Below are 20,268 nucleotides of genomic sequence, written 5' to 3'. Positions count from 1 at the left end.
CTGGCGGAGCCGTTCGGCGCCGCCTACCTCCCCAACACAACCTGTGACACGCTGTCGGTTCGCGAGGCCGGCGACCTCCGAGAGAGTCGCCGTCGTTCCGCTTGCCTTGCGTTCCACAATATGAGAGGTAGTGCTACAAAATGAAACCAGCGTCAAGGGGAGCGGAACCGGTGGCGGCGGACGAAAACGCGACGACCAAGAGCCCCAGCGGCAGCCAGACCCTGTTCCGCGGCCTCGATCTGCTGGACATGGTCGCCGAGTCCGGGACCATCGCCCTGCCGGCCCTGGCCAAGCAATTGGGCCTGACCCGCAGCACGACTCACCGCCTGGCCACGGCCCTGGTCGAGCGCCGTCTGCTCTCGCAGGCGCCGCGCGAAGGCTACAGCCTGGGGTCGAAGCTGTTGGAGCTAGGCTATCTGGCCAGCCAGCAGATGGACCTTCCGCGCATCGCCCGCCCGCACCTGGAAAGGCTGTGGGAAGACACCGAGGACACGGTCCACCTGGGCGTGCTCGACGACGACCGGGCCCTCTATCTCGATAAGCTGACCGGCCGCCGGCGGATCAATATCAGCTCGCGCGTCGGCGACCGCCAGCCGATCCGCTCGACCGGCCTGGGCAAGGCCCTGGTGCTGGACGACACCGAGGACCGCTGGCGCACGCTCTATCGCTCGGAAGGTCCGCCCGCGCCGGGCGCGCCCGACGAAAAGCAGTGGATCGACTGGATGCGCGACTATTCCAAGCAGGGCGTGGCCTTCGACTTGGAAGAGAACGAGGACCGCATCCGCTGCGTCGCCGCGCCGATCCGCGGGGCCGCGGGTCAGGTCGTCGGCGCCATCAGCGTCTCGGGCGCGGCCCAGTACATGGACGACGAGCGGATGCAGTCGCTGGTCAACGACGTCCGCGACACGGCCAACGCGATCGGCCGCGATCTCGGCTGGAACGGAAAAAGGACGGCCGTCGGCAAGAGCTAGACGGCCAGCGTATGGGAGGAACGATGCTTCTGAAGAACAAGGTGGTGCTGGTGACCGGCGCCTCGCAGGGGATCGGCAAGGCGGCCGCGATCGGTTGCGCTCAGCACGGCGCGGATGTGGCGATCAACTACCACTCCGACGAAGCCGGCGCGGCCGACGCCGTCGCCCAGATCGAGGCCCTGGGCCGTCGCGCCATCGCCGTGAAGGGCGACGTGGCCGACGTCGCCACCGCCAAGGCGTTCGTCGAAGCGGCCGTCTCGGCGTTCGGCAAGGTCGACGTGTTCGTCAACAACGCCGGCATCTGCCCGTTCCACGCCTTCCTCGACATGCCGCCCGAGGTCATGGAGCGGACGATGAAGGTCAACCTGTTCGGCGCCTACTACATGGTGCAGGCGGCGGCCAATCAGATGGTCAAGCAGGGCCACGGCGGCGCGATCATCGCTGTCAGCTCGATCAGCGCTTTGGTCGGCGGCGGCATGCAGACCCACTACACCCCGACCAAGGCCGGCGTGCACAGCTTGATGCAGTCGACCGCCATCGCCCTGGGCAAGTACGGCATTCGCTGCAACTCGGTGCTGCCCGGCACCATCGAGACGGCGATCAACAAGGAAGACCTGGCCGACGTCGCCAAGCGCGAATACATGGCCGGCCGCATCCCGCTGGGTCGCCTCGGCGAGCCCGACGACCTGGCCGGACCGATCGTGTTCCTGGCCTCGGATCTGGCCAAGTACGTCACCGGCGCGGCCCTGCTGGTCGACGGCGGCGCGTTCGTGAACCTCCAGTAGTCCCGTGCCAGTCTTCCAATGATCGTCTCCTCGACCACGGACTTCCGTGAGGCGGCGCGGCGCAAGCTGCCGCGCTTCCTGTTCGACTATATCGACGGCGGCGCCTATGCCGAGCGGACCCTGCAGCGGAACGTCTCCGACCTGGCCGACATCGCCCTGCGCCAGCGGGTGCTCAAGGACGTGTCGGCGGCCGACCTCTCGACCACCCTGTTCGGCGTCAAGCAGGCCTTGCCGGTCGCCTTGGCGCCGGTCGGGCTGACGGGCATGTACGCCCGCCGCGGCGAGTGCCAGGCGGCGCGCGCGGCGGCGAAGAAGAACGTGCCGTTCTGCCTGTCGACGGTCTCGGTCTGCGACGTCGACGAGGTCAGCAAGGCTTCGTCGGCGCCGATCTGGTTCCAGCTCTATGTGCTGCGCGACAGGGCCTTCATGCGCGACCTGCTGGCTCGGGCGAGCGCGGCCGGGGCGACGGCGCTGGTCTTCACCGTCGACATGCCGGTGCCCGGCGCCCGCTATCGCGACGCCCATTCGGGCATGAGCGGCCCCAATGCCGCCGCCCGCCGGCTGGTCCAGGCGGCGTTCAAGCCTTCGTGGGCCTGGGACGTGGGGGTGATGGGCCGTCCCCACACCTTGGGCAATGTCGCGCCGGTGCTCGGCGCCAATTCGGGGCTCGAGGACTTCATGGGCTGGCTAGGGGCGAACTTCGATCCCTCGATCCAGTGGAAGGACCTGGAGTGGATCCGCGAGCTCTGGAAGGGCCCGCTGATCATCAAGGGCGTGCTGGATCCCGAAGACGCCAAGGCCGCCGCCGATATCGGCGCGGACGGCGTCATCGTCTCCAACCATGGCGGCCGCCAGCTGGACGGCGTGCTGTCCTCGGCCCGAGCCCTGCCGGCCATCGCCGACGCGGTGGGTGACCGGCTGACGGTCCTGGCCGACAGCGGCGTGCGCTCCGGCCTCGACGTCGTGCGGATGCTGGCCCTGGGCGCCAAAGGCGTCCTGCTGGGCCGCGCCTTCGTCTACGCCCTGGCCGCGCGCGGCGAGCTGGGCGTCACCCAACTTTTGGACCTGATCGAGAAGGAGATGCGCGTGGCCATGGCCCTGACCGGCGTCCGTGATCTCGCCAGCATCGATCGATCCATCCTCGCGGAGTTCAAGTCGTGATCGCTGCTCTCGCCCTCGCCGCAGCCATCGCCGCCGCGCCGCCGGCTCAACGGATCATCATCGCCAGCGACTCCACCGCCGCCAACTACGGCGCTGATCGCTATCCGCAGATGGGCTGGGGCATGGTGCTGAAGTGCTCGCTGGACCCGAGCGTCGAGGTGGTGAACCTGGCGCGCGGCGGCCGCTCGACCAAGACCTTCATCGAGGAGGGTCTGTGGGACCAGTTGCTGGCCCAGTTGAAGCCCGGCGACACCGTCCTGATCCAGTTCGGCCATAACGACGCCGACACCAAGAAGATCGTCCGCTTCACCGATCCGAACGGGGCCTACGACGTCAATCTGCGCCGGTTCGTGGCCGATGTCCGCGCGGCCAAGGGGACGCCGGTGCTGGTGACTCCGATCGCCCGCTGGATGTGGGAGAACGGGCAGCCCAAGGACGCGCACGGCCCCTACGCCGCGACGATCCACCGGGTGGCGACCGACCTGAAGGTTCCGCTGGTCGACCTGGACGGCGACATGATGGCGGCGCTGAAGGCGAGGGGAGAGCTGGCCTCGCGCGGGCTCTATCTCCAATACAAGCCCTACGACCATATCGCGCGCTATCCCGAAGGCGTCAGCGACGACACCCACATCAACGAGCAGGGCGCGCGCCTCGGCGCGGCCCTGGTGGCGACCCGACTGGCGGCCCTGAAGCTGCCGATTTCCCGGAGCGTCCATCCGGCCTCCGTGGCGGCCCAGGCCAAGCTGGGCGGCCCGACCTGCCCCTGATCCGCTGCTCCTGATCCGAAGAGGGAATTCATGAAGCTCTCGCGCGCCGGCCTGCTCGCCCTCGCCCTTCTTTCGGCCACGCCGGTCCTGTCGGCGCCCAAGGCCAAGCCGGCGGTCGTCGCGGCCCCGCTATCGGCCTGGTCGGGCGCCTGGGGCACGGCGCCGAGCGCCTCGCAGGCGGTGGCCCGGCCCAACGAGGTGCGGGCGTTCAGCGACATCACCGCCCGCCAGGTCATGCGCCTCAACCTTGGCGGCGAGGCGCTACGCTTGCGCCTGACCAACGAGCTCTCCGAGCGGCCCCTGAAGGTGGGAGCAATGAGCGTCGCCCTGGCCGGTCCGGACGGCAAACCGCTGGCCGCGCCGATCCGCGTGACCTTCGGCGGCCGCACCGAAGCCCTGATCCCGCCCGGCGGACCGCTGCTCAGCGATCCGGTCGCCCTGCCGGTCAAGGCCATGGACTACATCTCGGTCTCGACCTTCTACGTCGAACCCACCGCGCCGGCCGGGCACCGCGTGCGCCTCTTCCTCTCGCCGCAGGGCAACCACACCGCCAAGACCGACACGCCTGGCGAGCAAGCCCTGCGCGGACCCGGCCTCGTCTCCGGCGTTGACGTGCGCGGCGCGGCTCAGAGGCCAGTGCTGGTGACAATCGGCGATTCGATCACCGAGGGCGCGGGCTCGACCCCGTTCGCCGACAAGGGCTGGCCCGAGCAGCTGGCGGCCCGCATCGCCGCGCGCGGCGGCGAGTGGAGTGTCGTCAACGTCGGTATCAGTGGCGGCCGGTTGCTGCGCGAAGGCTCGGGGCCCAGCGCCCTGTCGCGCTTCGATCGGGACGTCCTGTCCGTGCCCGGCGTGGCCGCGGTGGCCGTGCTGGAAGGCATCAACGACATCGGCCGCGCGGCTCAGCCCGGCTACGCCAGCGAGGCCGTCACCGCCGATGAGCTGATCGCCGGCTACCGCCAGCTGATCGAAAGGGCGCACGCCCGAGGCGTGAAGATCTGGGGCGGCACCATCCTGCCGTTCGAGGGTGCGATGTACTACCACCCCGCCGGCGAAGCGACGCGTCAGGCCGTCAACACCTGGATCCGCACAAGCGGGGCGTTCGACGGAGTGATCGACTTCGAGGCGGTCGGCAAGGATTCGGTCAAGCCGGCCCAGATGCCGGACGGCTTCCACAGCGGCGACCATCTGCACCCGGCCGACGCCGGCTACGCCCTGATGGCCGAAGCAGCGGACAAGGCGCTGTTCGGCGCGAAATAGGCTGGACGGAAAAGAAAATGGAGCGCCTGGAGGAGGCGCTCCATGAGCCCGCACGGGGGAAGGCGGGCAGTCGATCGCGAGGAACGGGGTCGAGGAGGCGACCGGCGCTCCCGGACGAAATCCCAAATTATGAGATATCATCCGATATAATGAGATTGCTTGACAGGTCGCGGCCTGTCAAGCCAAACGTGCGGATGAGCCGAAACTGGCCTGACCAATCCGAGGCGTTCCATGTCGAGCTTTCCCCGGTCCGCTCCCCTTGCTCTGGCCGTGCTGGCCGCCGCCGTCGCACCGGCCCAGGTCCTAGCCCAACGGGCCGAGTTCACATTCAACGACGGCTGGAGGATGGCGACAGGTGAAGTGGCCGGCGCCGAGAAGCTCGACTTCGACGACGCGGGCTGGAAAGCGGTCACCCTGCCGCGCGCCTTCAACGAGGACGAGGCCTTCAAGGTCGACATCCATGACCTGAAGGGCGGGATCACCTGGTACCGCAAGCGTTTCGTCCTGCCTGAAAGCTTCGCGGCCGGCGGCAAGGCCTTCCTGGAGTTCGAAGGCGTGCGCCAGGCGGGCGACGTCTATGTCAACGGCGTGCTGGCGGGCGGGCACGAGAACGGCGTCACGGCCTTCGGCGTCGACGCCTCCAAGCTGCTCAAGCCCGCGCCGTTCGAAAACGTGGTCGCGGTGCGGGTCGACAGCGACTGGAAGTACAAGGAGCGCGCCACCGGCAGCGGCTTCCAGTGGAACAACAACAACTTCAATGTGAACTACGGCGGCATCCATCGCGCCGTACGGCTGCACCTGACCGGCGGCCTGCACCAGACCCTGCCGCTATATTCCAGCCTCGGCACGACCGGTGTCTACGTCTGGGCCGACGACTTCGACATCAAGGGCCGCGCCGCGATGGTCCACGCTGAGTCCGAGGTGCGCAACGAGACCGACCGGCCGCGCACGTTCAGCTACCGCGTCACCGTTAGCGACGTGGACGGCAAGACCGTCGGCGTGTTCGTCGGCCCGACCGTCACTCTGGCCCCGGGCGAGACACGCGTGATCTCGGCCCAGCAGCGGCTGAAGGGCCTCCATTTCTGGAGCTGGGGCTATGGCTATCTCTATGCGGTCGGCGCCGCCCTGGTGGAGGATGGCAAGGCGATCGACGAGGTCGTCACCCGCACCGGCTTCCGCAAGACCGCCTTCGGTCAGGGCATGGTCCGGCTGAACGACCGCGTCATCCAAGTCCACGGCTACGCCCAGCGGACCAGCAACGAGTGGCCCGCCCTGGGCACGGATATCCCGCCCTGGATCAGCGACTTCTCGAACGCGCTGATGGTCGAGAGCGGCGGCAACCTGGTGCGCTGGATGCACATCACCCCCGCCCGCCAGGACGTGACCTCGGCCGACCGCGTGGGCTTGATGCAGGCCATGCCCGCCGGAGACGCCGAAAGCGACGTCACCGGCCGCCGCTGGGAGCAGCGCAAGGAGGTTATGGCCGACGCCATCGTCCGCTTCCGCAACAATCCGTCGATCGTCTTCTACGAGGGCGGCAACGAGAATATCAGCGACGAACACATGGCCGAGCTGAAGGCCATCCGCGACCGGTTCGATCCCCACGGCGGCCGCGCCATCGGATCGCGCGAGATGCTGTCCAGCAAGGTCGCCGAGTACGGCGGCGAGATGCTCTACATCAACAAGAGCGCCACCAAGCCGGTCTGGGCGATGGAATACTCCCGCGACGAGGGCGCGCGGAAGTTCCAGGACGATTTCACGCCGCCGTTCCACAAGGACAGCCCCGACTACAACCGCAACCAGGACAGCCACGCGGTCGAGAACGTCCGCCGCTGGTACGACTACTGGCGCGAACGACCGGGCGGCGGCGACCGGGTCAGCTCGGGCGGGGTCAACATCATCTTCTCCGACAGCAACACCCACTTCCGCGGCGACAACAACTATCGCCGCAGCGGCGAGGTGGACGCCATGCGTCTGCCCAAAGAGGGGTTCTACGCCCATCAGGTGATGTGGGACGGCTGGGTCGATGTCGAGCGGCCGCGGTCGCACATTATCGGTCACTGGAACTACGCGGCCGGAACGGTGAAGGACGTGCTGGTGGTCTCCAGCGCCGACAAGGTCGAGCTGAAGCTGAACGGCCGCTCGCTGGGCTTCGGTCGAAAGAGCGACGGCTTCCTGTTCACATTCGACAAGGTTGCGTGGCAACCGGGCAAGCTCGAGGCGGTCGGCTACGACGCCAAGGGCAAGGTCGTGTCGAGCCATGCGGTCGAGACGACCGGCGAGCCGGCCGCCTTGCGCCTGACGCCGCGAACCGGGCCGGGCGGCTGGAAGGCCGACGGGGCGGATCTGGCTCTGGTCGATGTCGAGGTCGTCGACAAGCAGGGCCGCCGGGTGCCGACCGCGCTGAACACGATCAGCTTCTCGACCTCGGGTCCGGTCGAATGGCGGGGCGGCATCGCCCAGGGCGACTCCCTGGGCCGCAAGCCCGCCGCGCCGACGTCCGCCGAACCGACGTCCGCCGAACCGCAGAAGCCGGCGGGCGCCGATCAGGTGACCAGTTTCCCGGGCGCGGCGCGCGGCGACGACAACTTCATCCTGGCCAAGACCCTGCCGGTCGAGGCGGGGATCAACCGCATATCCCTGCGCTCGACCCTGGAAAGCGGCAAGGTGACCGTCACCGCCCAGGCCGAGGGGCTGCCCGCGGCCTCGCTGACGTTAGACGTGGCCGCGCCGGCCAACGCCGACGGCCGCTGGCCGGCGGGCGACGACGCCTTACCGGTGAGCCTGGCGCGCGGCCCGACGCCGGCGACGCCGTCATTCAAGCCCTGGCGCGTGACGGTACGGCCGGTCGCGACGACCGCCGGCTCGAATGCCGACAGCGTCGGCCGCGCCCGGGACGATGACGAGATGACCCATTGGGCCAGCGACGGCCAGCTGGCCAACGCCTGGATCGAGTACCGCCTGGATAAGCCCCAGGTGGTCGACGAGCTGGAGCTGAAGCTGATCGGCTGGCGCCTGCGCTCGTACCCGTTGCGGGTCACCATGGACGGCGTCGTCGTTTACGAGGGCGAGCCGGCCAAGACCCTGGGCTATGTCGCCCTGCCGCTGAAGCCGGTGAAGGGCGCCCGCCTGCGCATCGCCCTGACGGGCCGCACGGTGGATCGCGACGGCTTCGGCAAGATCGTGGAAGTGAACGGCGCCCGCGCCGGGTTGGACACGGGCGCCGAAAAGGTCGCCACTGGCGGCGCGCTCGGGATCATCGAGGCCGAGCTGCTGCGGCGGGTGAAGTAGCGGCGGGCGCGGCCCTACGGCCGCGCCTTGGCCACTTCGACGGCGTAGACCTGGTTCGCCCCGTGCATGTTGGAGCGGAACACCAGCCACTTGGCGTCCGGCGTGAAGTTGACGTTCGGCTCCAGGCGATAGTCGTGGCCGCGCATGTCGACCAGGCGCTCGGAGTCCAGCACGCCGGGGCTGATCAGGTGCTCGGCGCCGGGCGCGTGGATGCCGGCGACGTCGGGTACGCTGCGCGGCTTCAACAACACGATCCATTTGCCGTCCGGGGCGTGGGCGACCATCTCGCTGTCGCCGCCGTCGCCGGCGAACAGCTTGCCGTCCGGCGAGCTGTTGAAGTGCACGGACCAGTCGTTGCGCTGGACGTGCATCCAGTTGCGCTTGCCCGTGGCGATCTCGTAGCCGGCGACCCAGAAGTCCTCGCCGCGCGGGGTCTGCAGGTCGTACCAGACGGTCTTGCCGTCGGCGCTGAACCACTCATGGCCCGCGATCTCCATGTTCATCGCGCGGGCGTGGATCTTGACCGGGGTATCGCCGGCCTTGTCGACACGGACCAGCCAGAGGCGATCGACCTTATGCCAAGGACCCTCATGGCAGAACATCAGCAGGCCCGGATCGGTGGGCGAGAACTGTAGGTGGTTCAGCCAGTCGGTGGCCTGATGGACGACCTTGCGCTCGCCGGTGACCGTGTTGATCGTGAAGATCTCCATCGGAATGCGGCTGTCCAGGCGCGCGTTCAGCTGCACTTCGCGGCCCTCGGCGTAGCTTAGCTCGCGGCCGTCGGCGCTCTTCACGTCATCGGGGTTCTTGGGCAAGGAGTCGGCCAGATTTGGCGGGATCGGCACGTCGGTGCGGACGGCCACACCAGCCAACAAAGTCTCGTCCGCGTTGAGGGTCTGCAAGGATCCACGGTCCATCTTGGCCACCTCGCGGGTGGCTTTGGTATAGGGATCGGTGGCCATGACCGCCTTGGCGCCCATCGGGTTGGCGGTCAGCGCCTTCTCGTAATAGACCGCGCCGGTCTTGCGGCCGACGAACAGCAGACGGACCCTGCCTTCGACGATTCTGGTCAGGGCGCGGGTCTTCAGGTCCATCGCCGTGATGCCATTGGGCGACGAGAAGACCAGCCGGTCGCCCTTGGGCGTATAGGCGTTGTAGTTGAAATAGAGGCTGGAGCTGCCGGGCTCGCGCGACAGACGGACGATGCGGTGGCCGGTGGTCTTGTCGATCCACTCCAGCGGCGCTTCGGGGGCGCCGGGCTTGGCGGCGGTCTGCATGTCCTGGGCGCTCGCGGCGCCGAGCAGGGCGAGGGCGGTCAGGCCCCCAATGGCGAAGGATCTAATTGGGAACGACTTCATTGAGACGCCTTCCGGATGACGATGGCCGCGGGCTTGGGCGACTTCATGCCCTCGCCAAGATGGAAGCTGGTGTGGGGCGGTTGGTTATAGGCGGTGTTCTGCCAGGCGATCGACACGCGATACTGCGGGTCGTGCATCAGGGTCACCAAGCGTCGCTCGGTGGGGTAGGGCGTGGCGTAGATCCGCAGGGACTTATTGTCCTCGGCCCGCCAGATCACCTCCTCGCGCCAGTCGCCCAGGATGTCGGCCGACAGGGTCGGCGTGGACTTGGTGCCGTTGTTCGACAGCATGCCCTTGGCGGTCAGTAGCGGCGTTGCCTGGCCGGTCTTCCAGTCCCATTTGCTGATCTGGTTCTTGTCCAGAAGCTCCCGCAGGTCGTCACCGTCCCACCAGATCGCGAAGTTCGTTTGGCGAGGATGCTTCACACCATCGATCGGCTTGCCCTGAGCGGTATAGAGGGCGTCCTGGTTCGTGCCCCAGGCCTCGTCGCCAGGGAAGCGGGGATCGATGTCGGCGGCCAGCCCTCGGCCGGTGTCGTGATCGGTGGGCGTGCTCCACAAGACCTTGCCCGTCCGGGCGTCCAGCATCGCCGCGCCAACGCCGCCGTTCATCTTGGGACTTTCGTGGACGCCGAACTTCTCCAGACCCGGATGGGTGGGGTCGAGGTCGCCGACGTGCATCGCGTCGCCGTGGAAGAGCCGGGCGCTCCACAGGCCCTTGCCGTTGTCGTCGACCGCCATCGAGCCGTAGATGATCTCGTCGCGACCGTCGCCGTCGACGTCGGCGACGCTGAGCTGGTGGTTGCCTTGGCCGCCAAAGGCCTCATTGCCCGGCGCGGCGCTGTCGAACAGCCAGCGCTGGGTCAGCTTGCCATCGCGCCAGTCCCAGGCCGCCAGGGTCGAGCGGCCATAGTAGCCACGGGCCATGACGATGCTGGGCCGCTGCCCGTCCAGATAGGCCGTACCGGCCAGGAAGCGGTCCGAGCGGTTGGCGTATCCGTCGCCCCAGATCTCGGTCATCTGCTCGACCGTGGGCGCGTCCGTGCGCGGGTCGCGCGGGGGCGAGTATGGGGCGCTGACCAGGGCCTTGCCGGTCGCGCCTTCGAAGATGGTCAGATATTCGGGACCACGCAGGATACGGCCCTGGACCTTGGCGACCTTGGTTCCGTCCTGCGTGACGAAGGCGCCGGTTCGGTCGGCCTGAGGTCGCTCGCCGCCGCTCTCGCGCCAATCGGCGTTGGGATCGCCCAGCACCTTGCCGGTCCCGTCGATCGTGCCGTCGCTGGTGCGCACGGCGAGCTCGGCCTTGCCGTCGCCGTCATAGTCGAAGACCTGGAACTGGGTGTAATGCGCGCCCGCTCGGATGTTGCGGCCCAGATCAATGCGCCACAGCCGCTTGCCTTCCAGGGTGTAGGCGTCGAGGAAGACGTCGCCGGTGTAGCCGCCAAACGCGTTGTCCTTGGAATTGGTCGGGTCCCATTTCAGGATGATCTCGTAGCGGCCGTCACCGTCCAGGTCGCCGACGCTGGCGTCATTGGCCGTATACGAATAGGCCTCGCCCGCCGGGGTGGCGCCGCCCGCTGGCGGGTCAATCGAGATCGAGAGATATCCATCCGCCCAGGTCTGGGCCGAAGCGCTGGCCGCGCCTTCCTTGCCCTTGGCGATCAGTCGCACCGAATAGGCGCCCTCGCCAGGCGTGGTGTCGACGAAGTCCGTGCCGCCTTTCAGCGGCTTGGCGTTCAGCTTCTTGCCATCCTTATAGAGATTGAAGGCCGCGCCGGCGGGGTCGTCGCCCAGCAGGCGCCAGCTGATCAGCACGCCGCCGTCCTTGGCGGGAACGGCGACGACGCCGCGATCCAGTGATTCCATCCAGCGGGGGGCGGCTTGAACCGTTTCGGCTGATCCTGCCGACAGCGCCGTTGCGCAAGCCGCGGCGGCGAGCCGCATTCCCATGCGTGTTTTCATGAGCGTATGGCCCTCCCTGAACCCTTTGGGGATCCCGGCTGACCGCGGCGAGCGGCTTCTGTCCGGCGCGCCGCAGGAGGCCGTCGGGATCGCTCCGGGTTACATCATGAAACCCGCGTTCTGTCTTCCCACAAATTGCGTTGACATCTCAATATGTGGCACTACTGTAATTGTACTAAGAATGCGTCGTTGTGCGTGGAGTCGACCTTCGGGATCGTTCGCGCGGGACAGGGGCACCGGGGATCCCAGGGGACGGGGTTCCGGGCAAGGAAACTAAAGGGAGGGACACCATGCAGTTCACCATGGCGCGCCGCCGCGCGGCCGCCGCCACAGCTTCGATCCTGGCGCTGAGCGCCGGTCTCGCACTCACCGACCAAGCGGCCGCCCAGGCGGGCGGCCAGGCTTCAGCCACCAGCACAGCGGCCTCGGACAACACCGTCGACGTGATCGTCGTCGGCGCCCGAGCGTCGCAGCAGAATGCGATCCAGCGCAAGAAGCGGAGCAAGACCGCTCAGGATTCGATCGTCGCCGACGACGTCGGCTCCTTCCCCGACAGCAACGTCAACGAAGCCATGTCGCGCATCGCCGGCGTGGCCATCGAGCGTAACGGTTTCGGTGAAGGCGACGGCGTTACGATTCGCGGTAACGGCGCGGACCTCACCCGCGTCGAACTGGACGGCTTGGGCGTCGCCGCCTCTGGCTTCAGCCTCGCGGCCGGCGGCGGTGACGGACGCTCGTCCGACATGCGCGAACTGCCCGCCGAAATGATCAAGAGCCTGGACGTCATCAAGGGCCAGACGGCCGACATGACGCCTGGCGGCCTCGGCGCCACGGTGCAGATCCAGACCCGCACCGGGCTCGACTTCAAGAAGCCTTATCTGTCGCTGCGCGGCGCCGCCGCCGGCAATACGCTGTCGAAGAAGGCCGGTCCCGAGATCGGCGTCGTCGGCGCCCGCCAGTTCTTCGAGGGGCGCCTGGGTTTCGTAGGCAACCTGAACTCGACCAAGCGCTACAACGACAGCCACGCGCTGAACAACGCCGGTTCGAACAACCAGCAAGGCTATACGCGCTTCGCCGACTTCGACAATTCGCCGAATAAGACCTGGTCCTACAATCCGGCGGCGACCAACGGCATCGACGCCAGCACGCCGATCGGAACCTGGGCCCTGGCCAGCGGCGGGGGCAACTTCAACGCGCCGACCCCGCTGGAAGTGGTCACCAAGTCGGCGGGCGCCAAGTCCAAGGCCGAGTGCCTCGCGGCCTTCCCGTTGCTGACCGACACCCAGCTGAACACCATCGCGGCGGGCTCCAACGGCGCCAACCGCCAGGCGGCTCAAGCCGCGATGATCAACTCGCAGATCAGCTGCTTGAACCAGTGGAACGACTACACGCCCAACCTGGTGCGCGACCAGAACTGGTCTCAGTACGAAAATCGCCTGTCCTGGGACCTGCGCCTCGACTATCGCGTCACCGACAACCTGACGATCTTCGCCAAATACCAGGTCGCCAACCGTAGGCAGCACGAGGACAATCGCCAACGCACGCGCGGTGGCATCACCTCGCTCGGCGCGGCCACCGTCGGCTCGGTCACTTCACCGCTGGTCACCAACACCTTCTATCCGGCCGGTACGCAAAACCCGCTCTCGGCCGTGGCGGGATCGGGCTATTCGATCTTCAGCGGGGCCTTCCCGACGGGCATTTCCACGATCGACACCACGCCCGGCACGGTGGTCACCAATGGCTCGTTCCCGATCTACGGGGTGGCGGCCAATATCATCCCGGGCTCCGTCAAGGTCGATGACGCGCACCACCTGACCTCGTTCGACATCACCAACGCCGCGGTCGGCATTGACCACATCGAGAATACCCAGGACTGGAAGACGAACTACATCACCTACGGCGCCGATTACGACAAAGGGCCGCTGAAGGTAGAATTCCGCGGCGGCCGGTCCGACGCCTCGTATACGCGCTACGACCGCCGGCTCTCGCGCAGCTACACCTACGGCAACGCGACCATGCGCGCGCTGGACAACGGCATCTGGACGATCGACACGCCGGCCTCGTACGACGAGACCAACATGACGAACTTCGTGCAGATGCTGGCCCCTACGGCGACCGGCCTGCCCAGCTACAGCGCCCTGTCGCGCCTGCAGTGGAACCCGCGGATCGTCGAGAGCGGCGAGGACCAGTACAAGCTCGACATCAGCTATCTGGTCGACGACAAGCTGCCCTTCTTCACGCGCTTCAAGATCGGCGGCTTCTACCGCGAGGCCAATACCAACTCGTGGGGCGCCGGCGGCTATTCGCCCTCCGCCGGGGTCTTCGTCCCGACCATGGCGCTGCGCAGCGACGTCCGCGCCTGCGAAAACGTCGCCAGCACCACGGCGACCAACGCCTGCGTCTATGGCTACGCCCCGAACCCCACGACCGGCAACGCCTTCCTGTACGGCGTCGAGACCGTGCCGCAATCCAAGCTGATCTCGATCTTCCAGAACAGCCTGGAGGACAACTCCGGCGCCTTCATGAAGGGCTTCGAGGGCACCAAGGGCCTGACGGTGTGGGACAGCATCGACGTGCCGAAAGCCTTCAGCCAATTGGCCAGCGCCGCGAACTACAACTTCGACTGTGTGAAGTCCTGCAAGGGCAGCGACGGCAAGACCTACGACCAGCCGGTCAACAAGGCGCTGGAGAAGTACTTCTCCTGGTACTGGATGGCCGAGTTCGAACAGCAGCTGCCGTTCAACATGGAGCTGAACGGCAACCTCGGCATGCGGATGCTGAAGACCGAAGTGTCGGGGTCGGGCTACGTCGGCCTGCAAGCCACGCTGAAGACCCCGTTGTTCAACCCGAACGACCCCAACAATGCGGCCGGCATCGCCAGCACCACCATCACCAAGGCGGTGGCGATCAATCGCGAGTACACGGCCTGGATGCCGGCCTACAACGCGGCCCTGTGGGTGATCCCGGACAAGGTCGTGCTGCGCTACTCGTGGGCCAAGACGATCGCCCCGCCGCCGTTGAACCGGCTGTTTCCCGCCGGTACCTGTACCTATGACGAACGTCGCGACGGCGTGAACGACTCCGACGGCACCGAACAGGACATGGCCTGCACCACCTTCGGCAATCCGGACCTGAAGCCCTATACCGCGACCAAGAACAACACGAGCCTGGAGTGGTATCCGAACCGCGACACCTCGTTCAGCCTGGCCTATTACCGCCAAAAGGTGCGCATCGGCGCGCCGGTCCAGGTGCCGGTCAAGAACAGCGCCGTGTTCGCCGGCTCGGACGAAGTCGTGCCGGGAACGACCAAGCGCTTCTCCGACTACGAGTTCGGTCTGAACACCTTCGTCAATGGTCCCGGCTACGTGCAGACGGGCTGGGAGTTCGCGGCGCGGACGGCCTTCACGCGCCTGCCGTGGAAGCTCAAGCACACCGGTATGGACTTCAACGTCTCGACGACCAAGTCGGGCTCGGCGGCGGCCTATATCGACCCGCTGACCGCCGACGCGCTGGATCCGGCCGGGCAGTCGAAGTACTTCGCCAACCTGGTGTTCTGGTACGACGACAACGTCACCAAGATCCGCATCGCCTACCAGACCCGCGACCGGGTCCTGACCTGCATCTCGCCGTGCACCTCCACCTCGGCCTCGCCGGTCCGTAACTCGCCGAACAGCAACATCGGCAACTTCGTCGGCTTCCCCTACAATCCGGGCGAGCCGCTCTATTCGGAGAAGTATGAGTATCTGGACGCCAAGATCTCGCGTCGGGTCAATCCGAACCTCGAGCTCTATGTGGAAGGCCGCAACCTGCTGAACGCCGCTCGCCTGAGCGTCGGCTCCGACCGGGCCGGCTTCGCGGATCGCGCCAACCCGTGGTCGGCGCAGTTCGGCGGCGCCCGCTACGCGGTCGGCTTCGTCTTCAAGAACTAAGGCGATGCGGAGTGGCGTGACGGTCTCGCGGCGGGGGGTGCTGGGTTCCGGCCTGGCCCTTCCCGTGGCTCTTCCCGTGAGTTTGGGAGGGGCCGGCGTGGCCAGCGCCGCCCCAACTGTTTCGGCCGATCTGCACTGGCTGGGCGACGCTCCGCCCGCCGCGCCTGGCGCGGCGGTATGGGGCGCGCCCTGGCCGCGCGGGGCGATGAAGCCGAAGACCGCCATGACCGCCATCGACGCTGACGGCCAGGCTCTGCCTTTGCAGACCTGGCCGCTGGCCTACTGGCCCGACGGCTCGTTGAAATGGACCGGTCACGCGGTGGCGGGCGTGTCCGGCAAAGGCTTCCAGGTCAAGCCGGGCAAGCCTGTCTCGCCCGCTAAGCCTGTCCAGGTGCGTGAAACGCCCGAGCGGATCGAGGTCGTCGCTGGCGATCTCGTCTGCCGTTTCGGACGCTCAGGCGGGGCTCTGATCGAAAGCGTCGTCCTGGCGGGGCGCGAGACCCTGCGCGGCGGCCGGCTCGTCTGCCTCAACCAGACCCTGCCGCCGGGCGACCTGGGGCCGCGCGAAACCCAGGTCTTCGACGGGGTCGTCCAGGCCGTGACCGTCGAGCAGCGGGGACCCGTGCGGGCGGTGGTCCGCTTCGACGGCCATCATCGCGGCGGGGGCCGGGATTGGCTGCCGTTCACGGTGCGGGTCGCGGTGGACGTCGAGGGGCGGCTGGCCCTGACCCACAGCTTCGTCTTCGACGGCGACGGCAACAAGGATTTCGTCGCCGGCCTCGGGATCCGTTTCGACGTCCCGTTGACCGACGAGCTTCAGAACCGCCACGTGCGCTTCGCGGGCGAAGGCGAGGGGATTTGGGGCGAGGCGGTCCGCAATCTGCCGGGCTGGCAGCCCGCCAAGTTCGCCCTGGCCGGCAAGTTTCCCGACCAACTGCGCGGCGAGCGGGTACCCGATCTCGCGGCGATGGACGCCAAGACCCGCGATCAGCTCCTGACCGTGCCCGCCTGGGACGGCTATCGGCTGTTCCAAGGCGACGCCGACGCCTTCGCGATCGACAAGCGGACCAACACCAAGAGCAGCTGGCTGCGCGCCGACCATGGCGGCCGCGCGCCCGGCCTCGGCTATATCGGTGGCGTCTCGGGCGGGGTCGCCTTTGGCGTCCGCCACTTCTGGCAGCGCCATCCGACCGGCCTGGAGATCGAGGGCGCGACGACCGACGCCGCCACCGTCACCCTGTGGCTGTGGTCGCCTCAGGCCGGCGCCATGGACCTGCGTCACTACAGCGACCGCGCCCACGGCCTCGAGATCCAGTACGAGGATGTCGAGGAGGGGCACAGCACCCCGTTGGGCGTCGCCCGCACCAACCAGGTCTTCCTGTGGCCGGTGGCCGCCACCCCGCCGCGTGAGACGCTCTCGGCCATGGCGAGGACCACGGCCGAGCCGCCGCTGCCGGTCAGCGCCCCGGCCTACTATCGAGCCTGCGGCGTGTTTGGCGTCTGGGCGCCGGTGGACCGCTCCACGCCGGTCAAGGCCAAGCTTGAGGCCGAGCACGAACGCCTGCTGGCCTTCTATCAGCACGAGATCGAGCAGCGCCGTTGGTACGGGTTCTGGGACCACGGCGACGTGATGCACACCTACGACCAGGACCGGCACGTCTGGCGCTACGATGTCGGCGGCTACGCCTGGGACAACAGCGAACTGGTGCCGGACCTCTGGCTATGGACCGCGTTCATGCGCACCGGCCGGGCCGACGTGTTCCGCATGGCCGAGGCCATGACCCGTCACACCGGCGAGGTCGACGTCCACCATCTGGGTCCGTTCAAGGGTCTTGGGTCCCGCCACAACGTCAGCCACTGGGGCGATGGGGCCAAGGAGGCGCGGATCAGCCAGTCGCTGCTGCGTCGCCACTACTACTACCTGACCGCCGACGAGCGGACGGGCGACCTGATGGCCGAGCTGGTCGACGCCGACCACGCCCTGGCCGCGGTCAACCCGGTCCGCAAGGTCGCCGGCAAGACCAGTTACCCGACCCAGGCTCGCAGCGGTCCCGACTGGTTCGCCTTCGCCAGCAACTGGCTGGTGGCCTGGGAGCGGACCGGTGACACGCGTTGGCGCGACAAGATCGTCAAGGGCCTGGACGCGATCGCGGCCTCTTCCAACGGCATGTTCACTGGACCGCCGTTCGGCTACGATCCAGCCACGGCGACGCTCTACGATCTCGGCAGCGCCTTCACGGGCAGCTATCACCTCGTGACGATCATGGGCGGGGCCGAGTTCGTGTTCGAGCTGGACAGCCTGATCGACGACCCGGCCTGGGCCAAGGCCTGGACCCGGTTCTGCGCCTATTACAGCGCGCCCCTGGCAGAGCGGCAGGCGGCCTTGGGACCCAAGGCGATCGACCGCTATTTCGCCTATCCCGTCTGGCACGCTCGCCTGACCGCCTGGGCGGCGCGGAAGCTGAACGACCCGGTCCTGGCCCAGCGCGCCTGGCAGGAGTTCCTGAGCGAGGGCAGGGGCGGCAAGACCAGCCGCCCGGCGCCGATCGAGCGTGTCGCGGGCGTGTCCGTGCTGGATCCGATCGACGAAATGGCCAACGTCTCGACCAATCAGTCGTCGCAATGGTCGCTGAACCTGTTCGAGCTAATGGCCCTGGTCGGCGACGCCGCGCCCGCGACCCTACCGGCCGGCTGGGAGTAGGGCGAACACCCCGAAGTTCCGCAGCCGCAGGTGGCTCTGGGTCGTTCTGAGACCAAACCAACCGCGCGTGTAGGGCTCGGGGTCGCGGTGTTCGAACAGCCGGCGCTCGTCGCTCCAGTATTCGATGCGGTCGCCCTCGGCGACGAGCCGCACGCGCGTCCAACGATTGGGCGTCAGCATCTCGTCGGCCGCCGCGTGATCGTGTTGCGGCAATAGCGGCCGGTCGCCGGGCTTGCCGACATAGCGGCGGAAGCGCGTGGTCGTATTGCCGTTGCCGCCCTGGCCCACATAGTAGGTCTTCAGGGCGTCGTAGTCGGCGAAGGCCCCGGAGCGCGGATGCGCCAGCGGCGAGCCGCCATCGGCCTCGCGCGCCATCCAGAAGGCGTTCAGGTCGCTGACCCGGTCGTAGGGACCGCCCGCCGACACCGCCCGGGCCTCGTAGGTGATGGCCACCGCACCGATCAGCTCCGGCTTGAACCAGGCCGTGAAGCCGGCTGGAGCGACGATGTCCAGCACGCCATCCTTCACCGTGACCGTCGCCGGCTTTTCGGCCTCGATCGTCCAGTTCTTCAGGCCATGACGGAAGTCGTCGGCGAACAAGCGCCGGCCCGCGAAGGGCGTGGCGGCTAGACCGGCCAGCAGGGTTCGACGGTCGAGGCTCATGGGGCCTCGCGGACGTTCTCGAACAGCCGAGCCGGACGGCCATCGGGCGTCGTCGTCTCGAGGGCCAGGTTCTCGATCTTCAGTCCGTCCACGTGCCGCGCCCACAGGCCATGGACCGGGGAGGGGCCGAACATGCTGGGCTCGGGATAGGCCTCGGGCAGGTCGCCTGGGCGCCGCTCGGCCCACTCGGCCGACCCGCCGCCGCTATAGGACAGCCGGATGTTCGAGAGCGTCACGTTCCGGATCGGCGACTCTGGAAGACCGGCGATCGTGGCGGCGTAGTCGGGCAGGATGTCGAAGGCCTCGATGTCGCGCAGGGCGATGTTTCGCATGGCCCCGATCGGTGTGCCCTCGGGCCCGCGCCGTCGGTCGCCGACACGCAGGAAGATCGGCGCGGTGGTCACCTCGTGCAGGCGTAGCCGCTCGGCGACAATGTTCTCCATCGTTCCGCCATCGACGACTTCCAAGGCCAGGCCGCGCGAACGCGTGAAGCGGCAGTCGCGGATCGTCACGTCGCGGAAGCCGCCGTTGGACTCGGTGCCCAGCTTGATACGGCCGGTGACCCGGTCCTGGTCCGGCGAGAGCAGCTGGGTTCGGCCGAAGGTCCCGTCCAACATCGTCCCGAGGTCGAAGCCGCTGACCTCGCAATGCTCGATCACGACGCGCTCGGTCGGGATCAATTCGCCGAGAGCCAGCGAGCTCTTCAGCACGATGGCGTCGTCATTGGGCGTGTTCACGCGGCAGCCGCTGACCAGGACGTCGCGACAGGCGTCGATGTCGAGCCCGTCGCGATTGGTGTCGACGACGAGGTCGCGCAGCACCAAGTCTTCACAGCCGCTCGCCAGCACCGCGAAATGGCCGCCTCGGAAGATGGTCAGGCCGTCGATCCGCGCCCGCTTTACGCGCTTCAGGGCAATGGCCTTGTTGCCCCGCCCCGCTATGGCCTCGACCGCCGGCGACAGTTCCGCCATCGCCTCGGCCGACAGCCCGGCCATGCTGAGCGGAAACTCGCCGGCCTGGCGCGACCAGCGCGAGCCGGGGCCTTCGCGGGTCAGGCCTGCGCCGTCGATGCGGCCAGGGCCCAGGATGGCGACGTCCTCGAGGTCCTCGCCCCAGATCAGGCTGTTGCGCCAATGGCTATGGCCGAAGTCCTGCCACAGGTCGTGCGGATTGGGCTCGGCGGCGTCGTAGGTTCCGCCGTGGATCGTCGGATCGGCCGCCTCCAGCACGCAGCCTTCTTCCAGCCGCAGGGTGACGCCGCTGAGGAGGCGGATCGAGAACGACAGGTGACGCCCGGCCGGCAGCACGATCTCGCCGCCGCCCCGGGCGTGCGCATGGGCTATGGCGGCGTTGATCGCGTCCGTGGCCAGGGCCGGCCCGTCGCCTCTCATGCCCCATCGCCTCTCATGCCCCATCGC

The 20,268-nt window shown here is 67.9% G+C and carries 12 protein-coding genes; 8 read left to right on the top strand and 4 right to left on the bottom strand.

Translation table 11 applies throughout. The features are described from left to right. Positions 1 to 140: 140 nt before the first annotated feature. The 6 genes from ASC70_RS17915 (at position 141) to ASC70_RS17890 (ending at position 8,235) form a co-directional block, all read left to right on the top strand. Complete coding sequence (locus ASC70_RS17915) at positions 141 to 971, top strand: IclR family transcriptional regulator (RefSeq protein WP_056052586.1); 831 nt, start codon at positions 141 to 143, stop codon at positions 969 to 971. Positions 972 to 994: 23 nt separating this feature from the next. Then, positions 995 to 1,756, top strand: a complete 762-nt coding sequence (locus ASC70_RS17910) for an SDR family NAD(P)-dependent oxidoreductase (RefSeq protein WP_047413288.1) — start codon at positions 995 to 997, stop codon at positions 1,754 to 1,756. A gap of 18 nt (positions 1,757 to 1,774) precedes the next feature. Then, a complete protein-coding gene (lldD, locus tag ASC70_RS17905; RefSeq protein WP_056052583.1) occupies positions 1,775 to 2,917 on the top strand; it encodes an FMN-dependent L-lactate dehydrogenase LldD in 1,143 nt (380 codons plus the stop codon). Beyond that, a complete protein-coding gene (locus ASC70_RS17900; RefSeq protein WP_056052580.1) occupies positions 2,914 to 3,684 on the top strand; it encodes a rhamnogalacturonan acetylesterase in 771 nt (256 codons plus the stop codon). Before lldD ends, ASC70_RS17900 begins: the two co-directional genes overlap by 4 nt. Positions 3,685 to 3,714: 30 nt before the next feature. Then, positions 3,715 to 4,944, top strand: a complete 1,230-nt coding sequence (locus ASC70_RS17895) for an SGNH/GDSL hydrolase family protein (protein WP_082539775.1) — start codon at positions 3,715 to 3,717, stop codon at positions 4,942 to 4,944. 231 nt (positions 4,945 to 5,175) lie between these two features. Then, entirely contained in the window at positions 5,176 to 8,235 is a 3,060-nt protein-coding gene (locus ASC70_RS17890; RefSeq protein ID WP_056052577.1) for a DUF4982 domain-containing protein, read from the top strand. 14 nt (positions 8,236 to 8,249) lie between these two features. On the opposite strand, the gene ASC70_RS17885 is transcribed toward ASC70_RS17890, so the two are convergent. Both ASC70_RS17885 and ASC70_RS17880 read right to left on the bottom strand, forming a co-directional pair. After that, positions 8,250 to 9,593: an oligogalacturonate lyase family protein gene (locus ASC70_RS17885; RefSeq protein WP_235519439.1), complete on the bottom strand. Its 1,344-nt coding sequence runs from the start codon at positions 9,591 to 9,593 to the stop codon at positions 8,250 to 8,252. Further along, positions 9,590 to 11,461, bottom strand: a complete 1,872-nt coding sequence (locus ASC70_RS17880; protein ID WP_304439108.1) for a rhamnogalacturonan lyase — start codon at positions 11,459 to 11,461, stop codon at positions 9,590 to 9,592. Before ASC70_RS17880 ends, ASC70_RS17885 begins: the two co-directional genes overlap by 4 nt. A gap of 386 nt (positions 11,462 to 11,847) precedes the next feature. Between ASC70_RS17880 and ASC70_RS17875 the strand changes: the two genes are divergently transcribed. Together ASC70_RS17875 and ASC70_RS17870 are read left to right on the top strand one after the other, a co-directional pair. Continuing rightward, on the top strand, positions 11,848 to 15,486 hold the full coding sequence (locus ASC70_RS17875) for a TonB-dependent receptor (RefSeq protein WP_056052572.1): 3,639 nt from the start codon (positions 11,848 to 11,850) through the stop codon (positions 15,484 to 15,486). 97 nt (positions 15,487 to 15,583) lie between these two features. Further along, positions 15,584 to 18,187 (top strand): hypothetical protein, encoded by a 2,604-nt coding sequence (locus ASC70_RS17870; protein WP_056052569.1) that lies wholly within the window; start codon positions 15,584 to 15,586, stop codon positions 18,185 to 18,187. On the opposite strand, the gene ASC70_RS17865 is transcribed toward ASC70_RS17870, so the two are convergent. Together ASC70_RS17865 and ASC70_RS17860 are read right to left on the bottom strand one after the other, a co-directional pair. Further along, positions 18,167 to 18,850, bottom strand: a complete 684-nt coding sequence (locus tag ASC70_RS17865) for a DUF6250 domain-containing protein (protein ID WP_056052566.1) — start codon at positions 18,848 to 18,850, stop codon at positions 18,167 to 18,169. The genes ASC70_RS17870 and ASC70_RS17865 overlap by 21 nt on opposite strands. Next, positions 18,847 to 20,241 carry a glycoside hydrolase family 28 protein gene (locus ASC70_RS17860; protein WP_082539773.1) on the bottom strand — a complete coding sequence of 465 codons (1,395 nt, stop codon included), beginning with the start codon at positions 20,239 to 20,241 and terminating at the stop codon, positions 18,847 to 18,849. Before ASC70_RS17860 ends, ASC70_RS17865 begins: the two co-directional genes overlap by 4 nt. Positions 20,242 to 20,268: the final 27 nt, after the last annotated feature.

It is taken from the genome of Caulobacter sp. Root343, from assembly GCF_001425745.1.
Lineage (GTDB): Bacteria > Pseudomonadota > Alphaproteobacteria > Caulobacterales > Caulobacteraceae > Caulobacter.
Note: the sequence above shows the minus strand (reverse complement) of the source record. Positions and strands in the feature narration are given on the sequence as shown.

What these genes read in the sequence shown, in the direction of transcription:
- ASC70_RS17895 (WP_082539775.1), top strand. Translation starts at nt 3,715, where the DNA reads ATGAAGCTCTCGCGCGCCGGCCTGCTCGCCCTCGCCCTTCTTTCGGCC.
- ASC70_RS17860 (WP_082539773.1), bottom strand. Translation starts at nt 20,241, where the DNA reads ATGAGAGGCGACGGGCCGGCCCTGGCCACGGACGCGATCAACGCCGCC.
- ASC70_RS17910 (WP_047413288.1), top strand. Translation starts at nt 995, where the DNA reads ATGCTTCTGAAGAACAAGGTGGTGCTGGTGACCGGCGCCTCGCAGGGG.
- ASC70_RS17915 (WP_056052586.1), top strand. Translation starts at nt 141, where the DNA reads ATGAAACCAGCGTCAAGGGGAGCGGAACCGGTGGCGGCGGACGAAAAC.
- ASC70_RS17865 (WP_056052566.1), bottom strand. Translation starts at nt 18,850, where the DNA reads ATGAGCCTCGACCGTCGAACCCTGCTGGCCGGTCTAGCCGCCACGCCC.
- lldD (WP_056052583.1), top strand. Translation starts at nt 1,775, where the DNA reads ATGATCGTCTCCTCGACCACGGACTTCCGTGAGGCGGCGCGGCGCAAG.
- ASC70_RS17885 (WP_235519439.1), bottom strand. Translation starts at nt 9,593, where the DNA reads ATGAAGTCGTTCCCAATTAGATCCTTCGCCATTGGGGGCCTGACCGCC.
- ASC70_RS17890 (WP_056052577.1), top strand. Translation starts at nt 5,176, where the DNA reads ATGTCGAGCTTTCCCCGGTCCGCTCCCCTTGCTCTGGCCGTGCTGGCC.
- ASC70_RS17875 (WP_056052572.1), top strand. Translation starts at nt 11,848, where the DNA reads ATGCAGTTCACCATGGCGCGCCGCCGCGCGGCCGCCGCCACAGCTTCG.
- ASC70_RS17880 (WP_304439108.1), bottom strand. Translation starts at nt 11,461, where the DNA reads ATGGAATCACTGGATCGCGGCGTCGTCGCCGTTCCCGCCAAGGACGGC.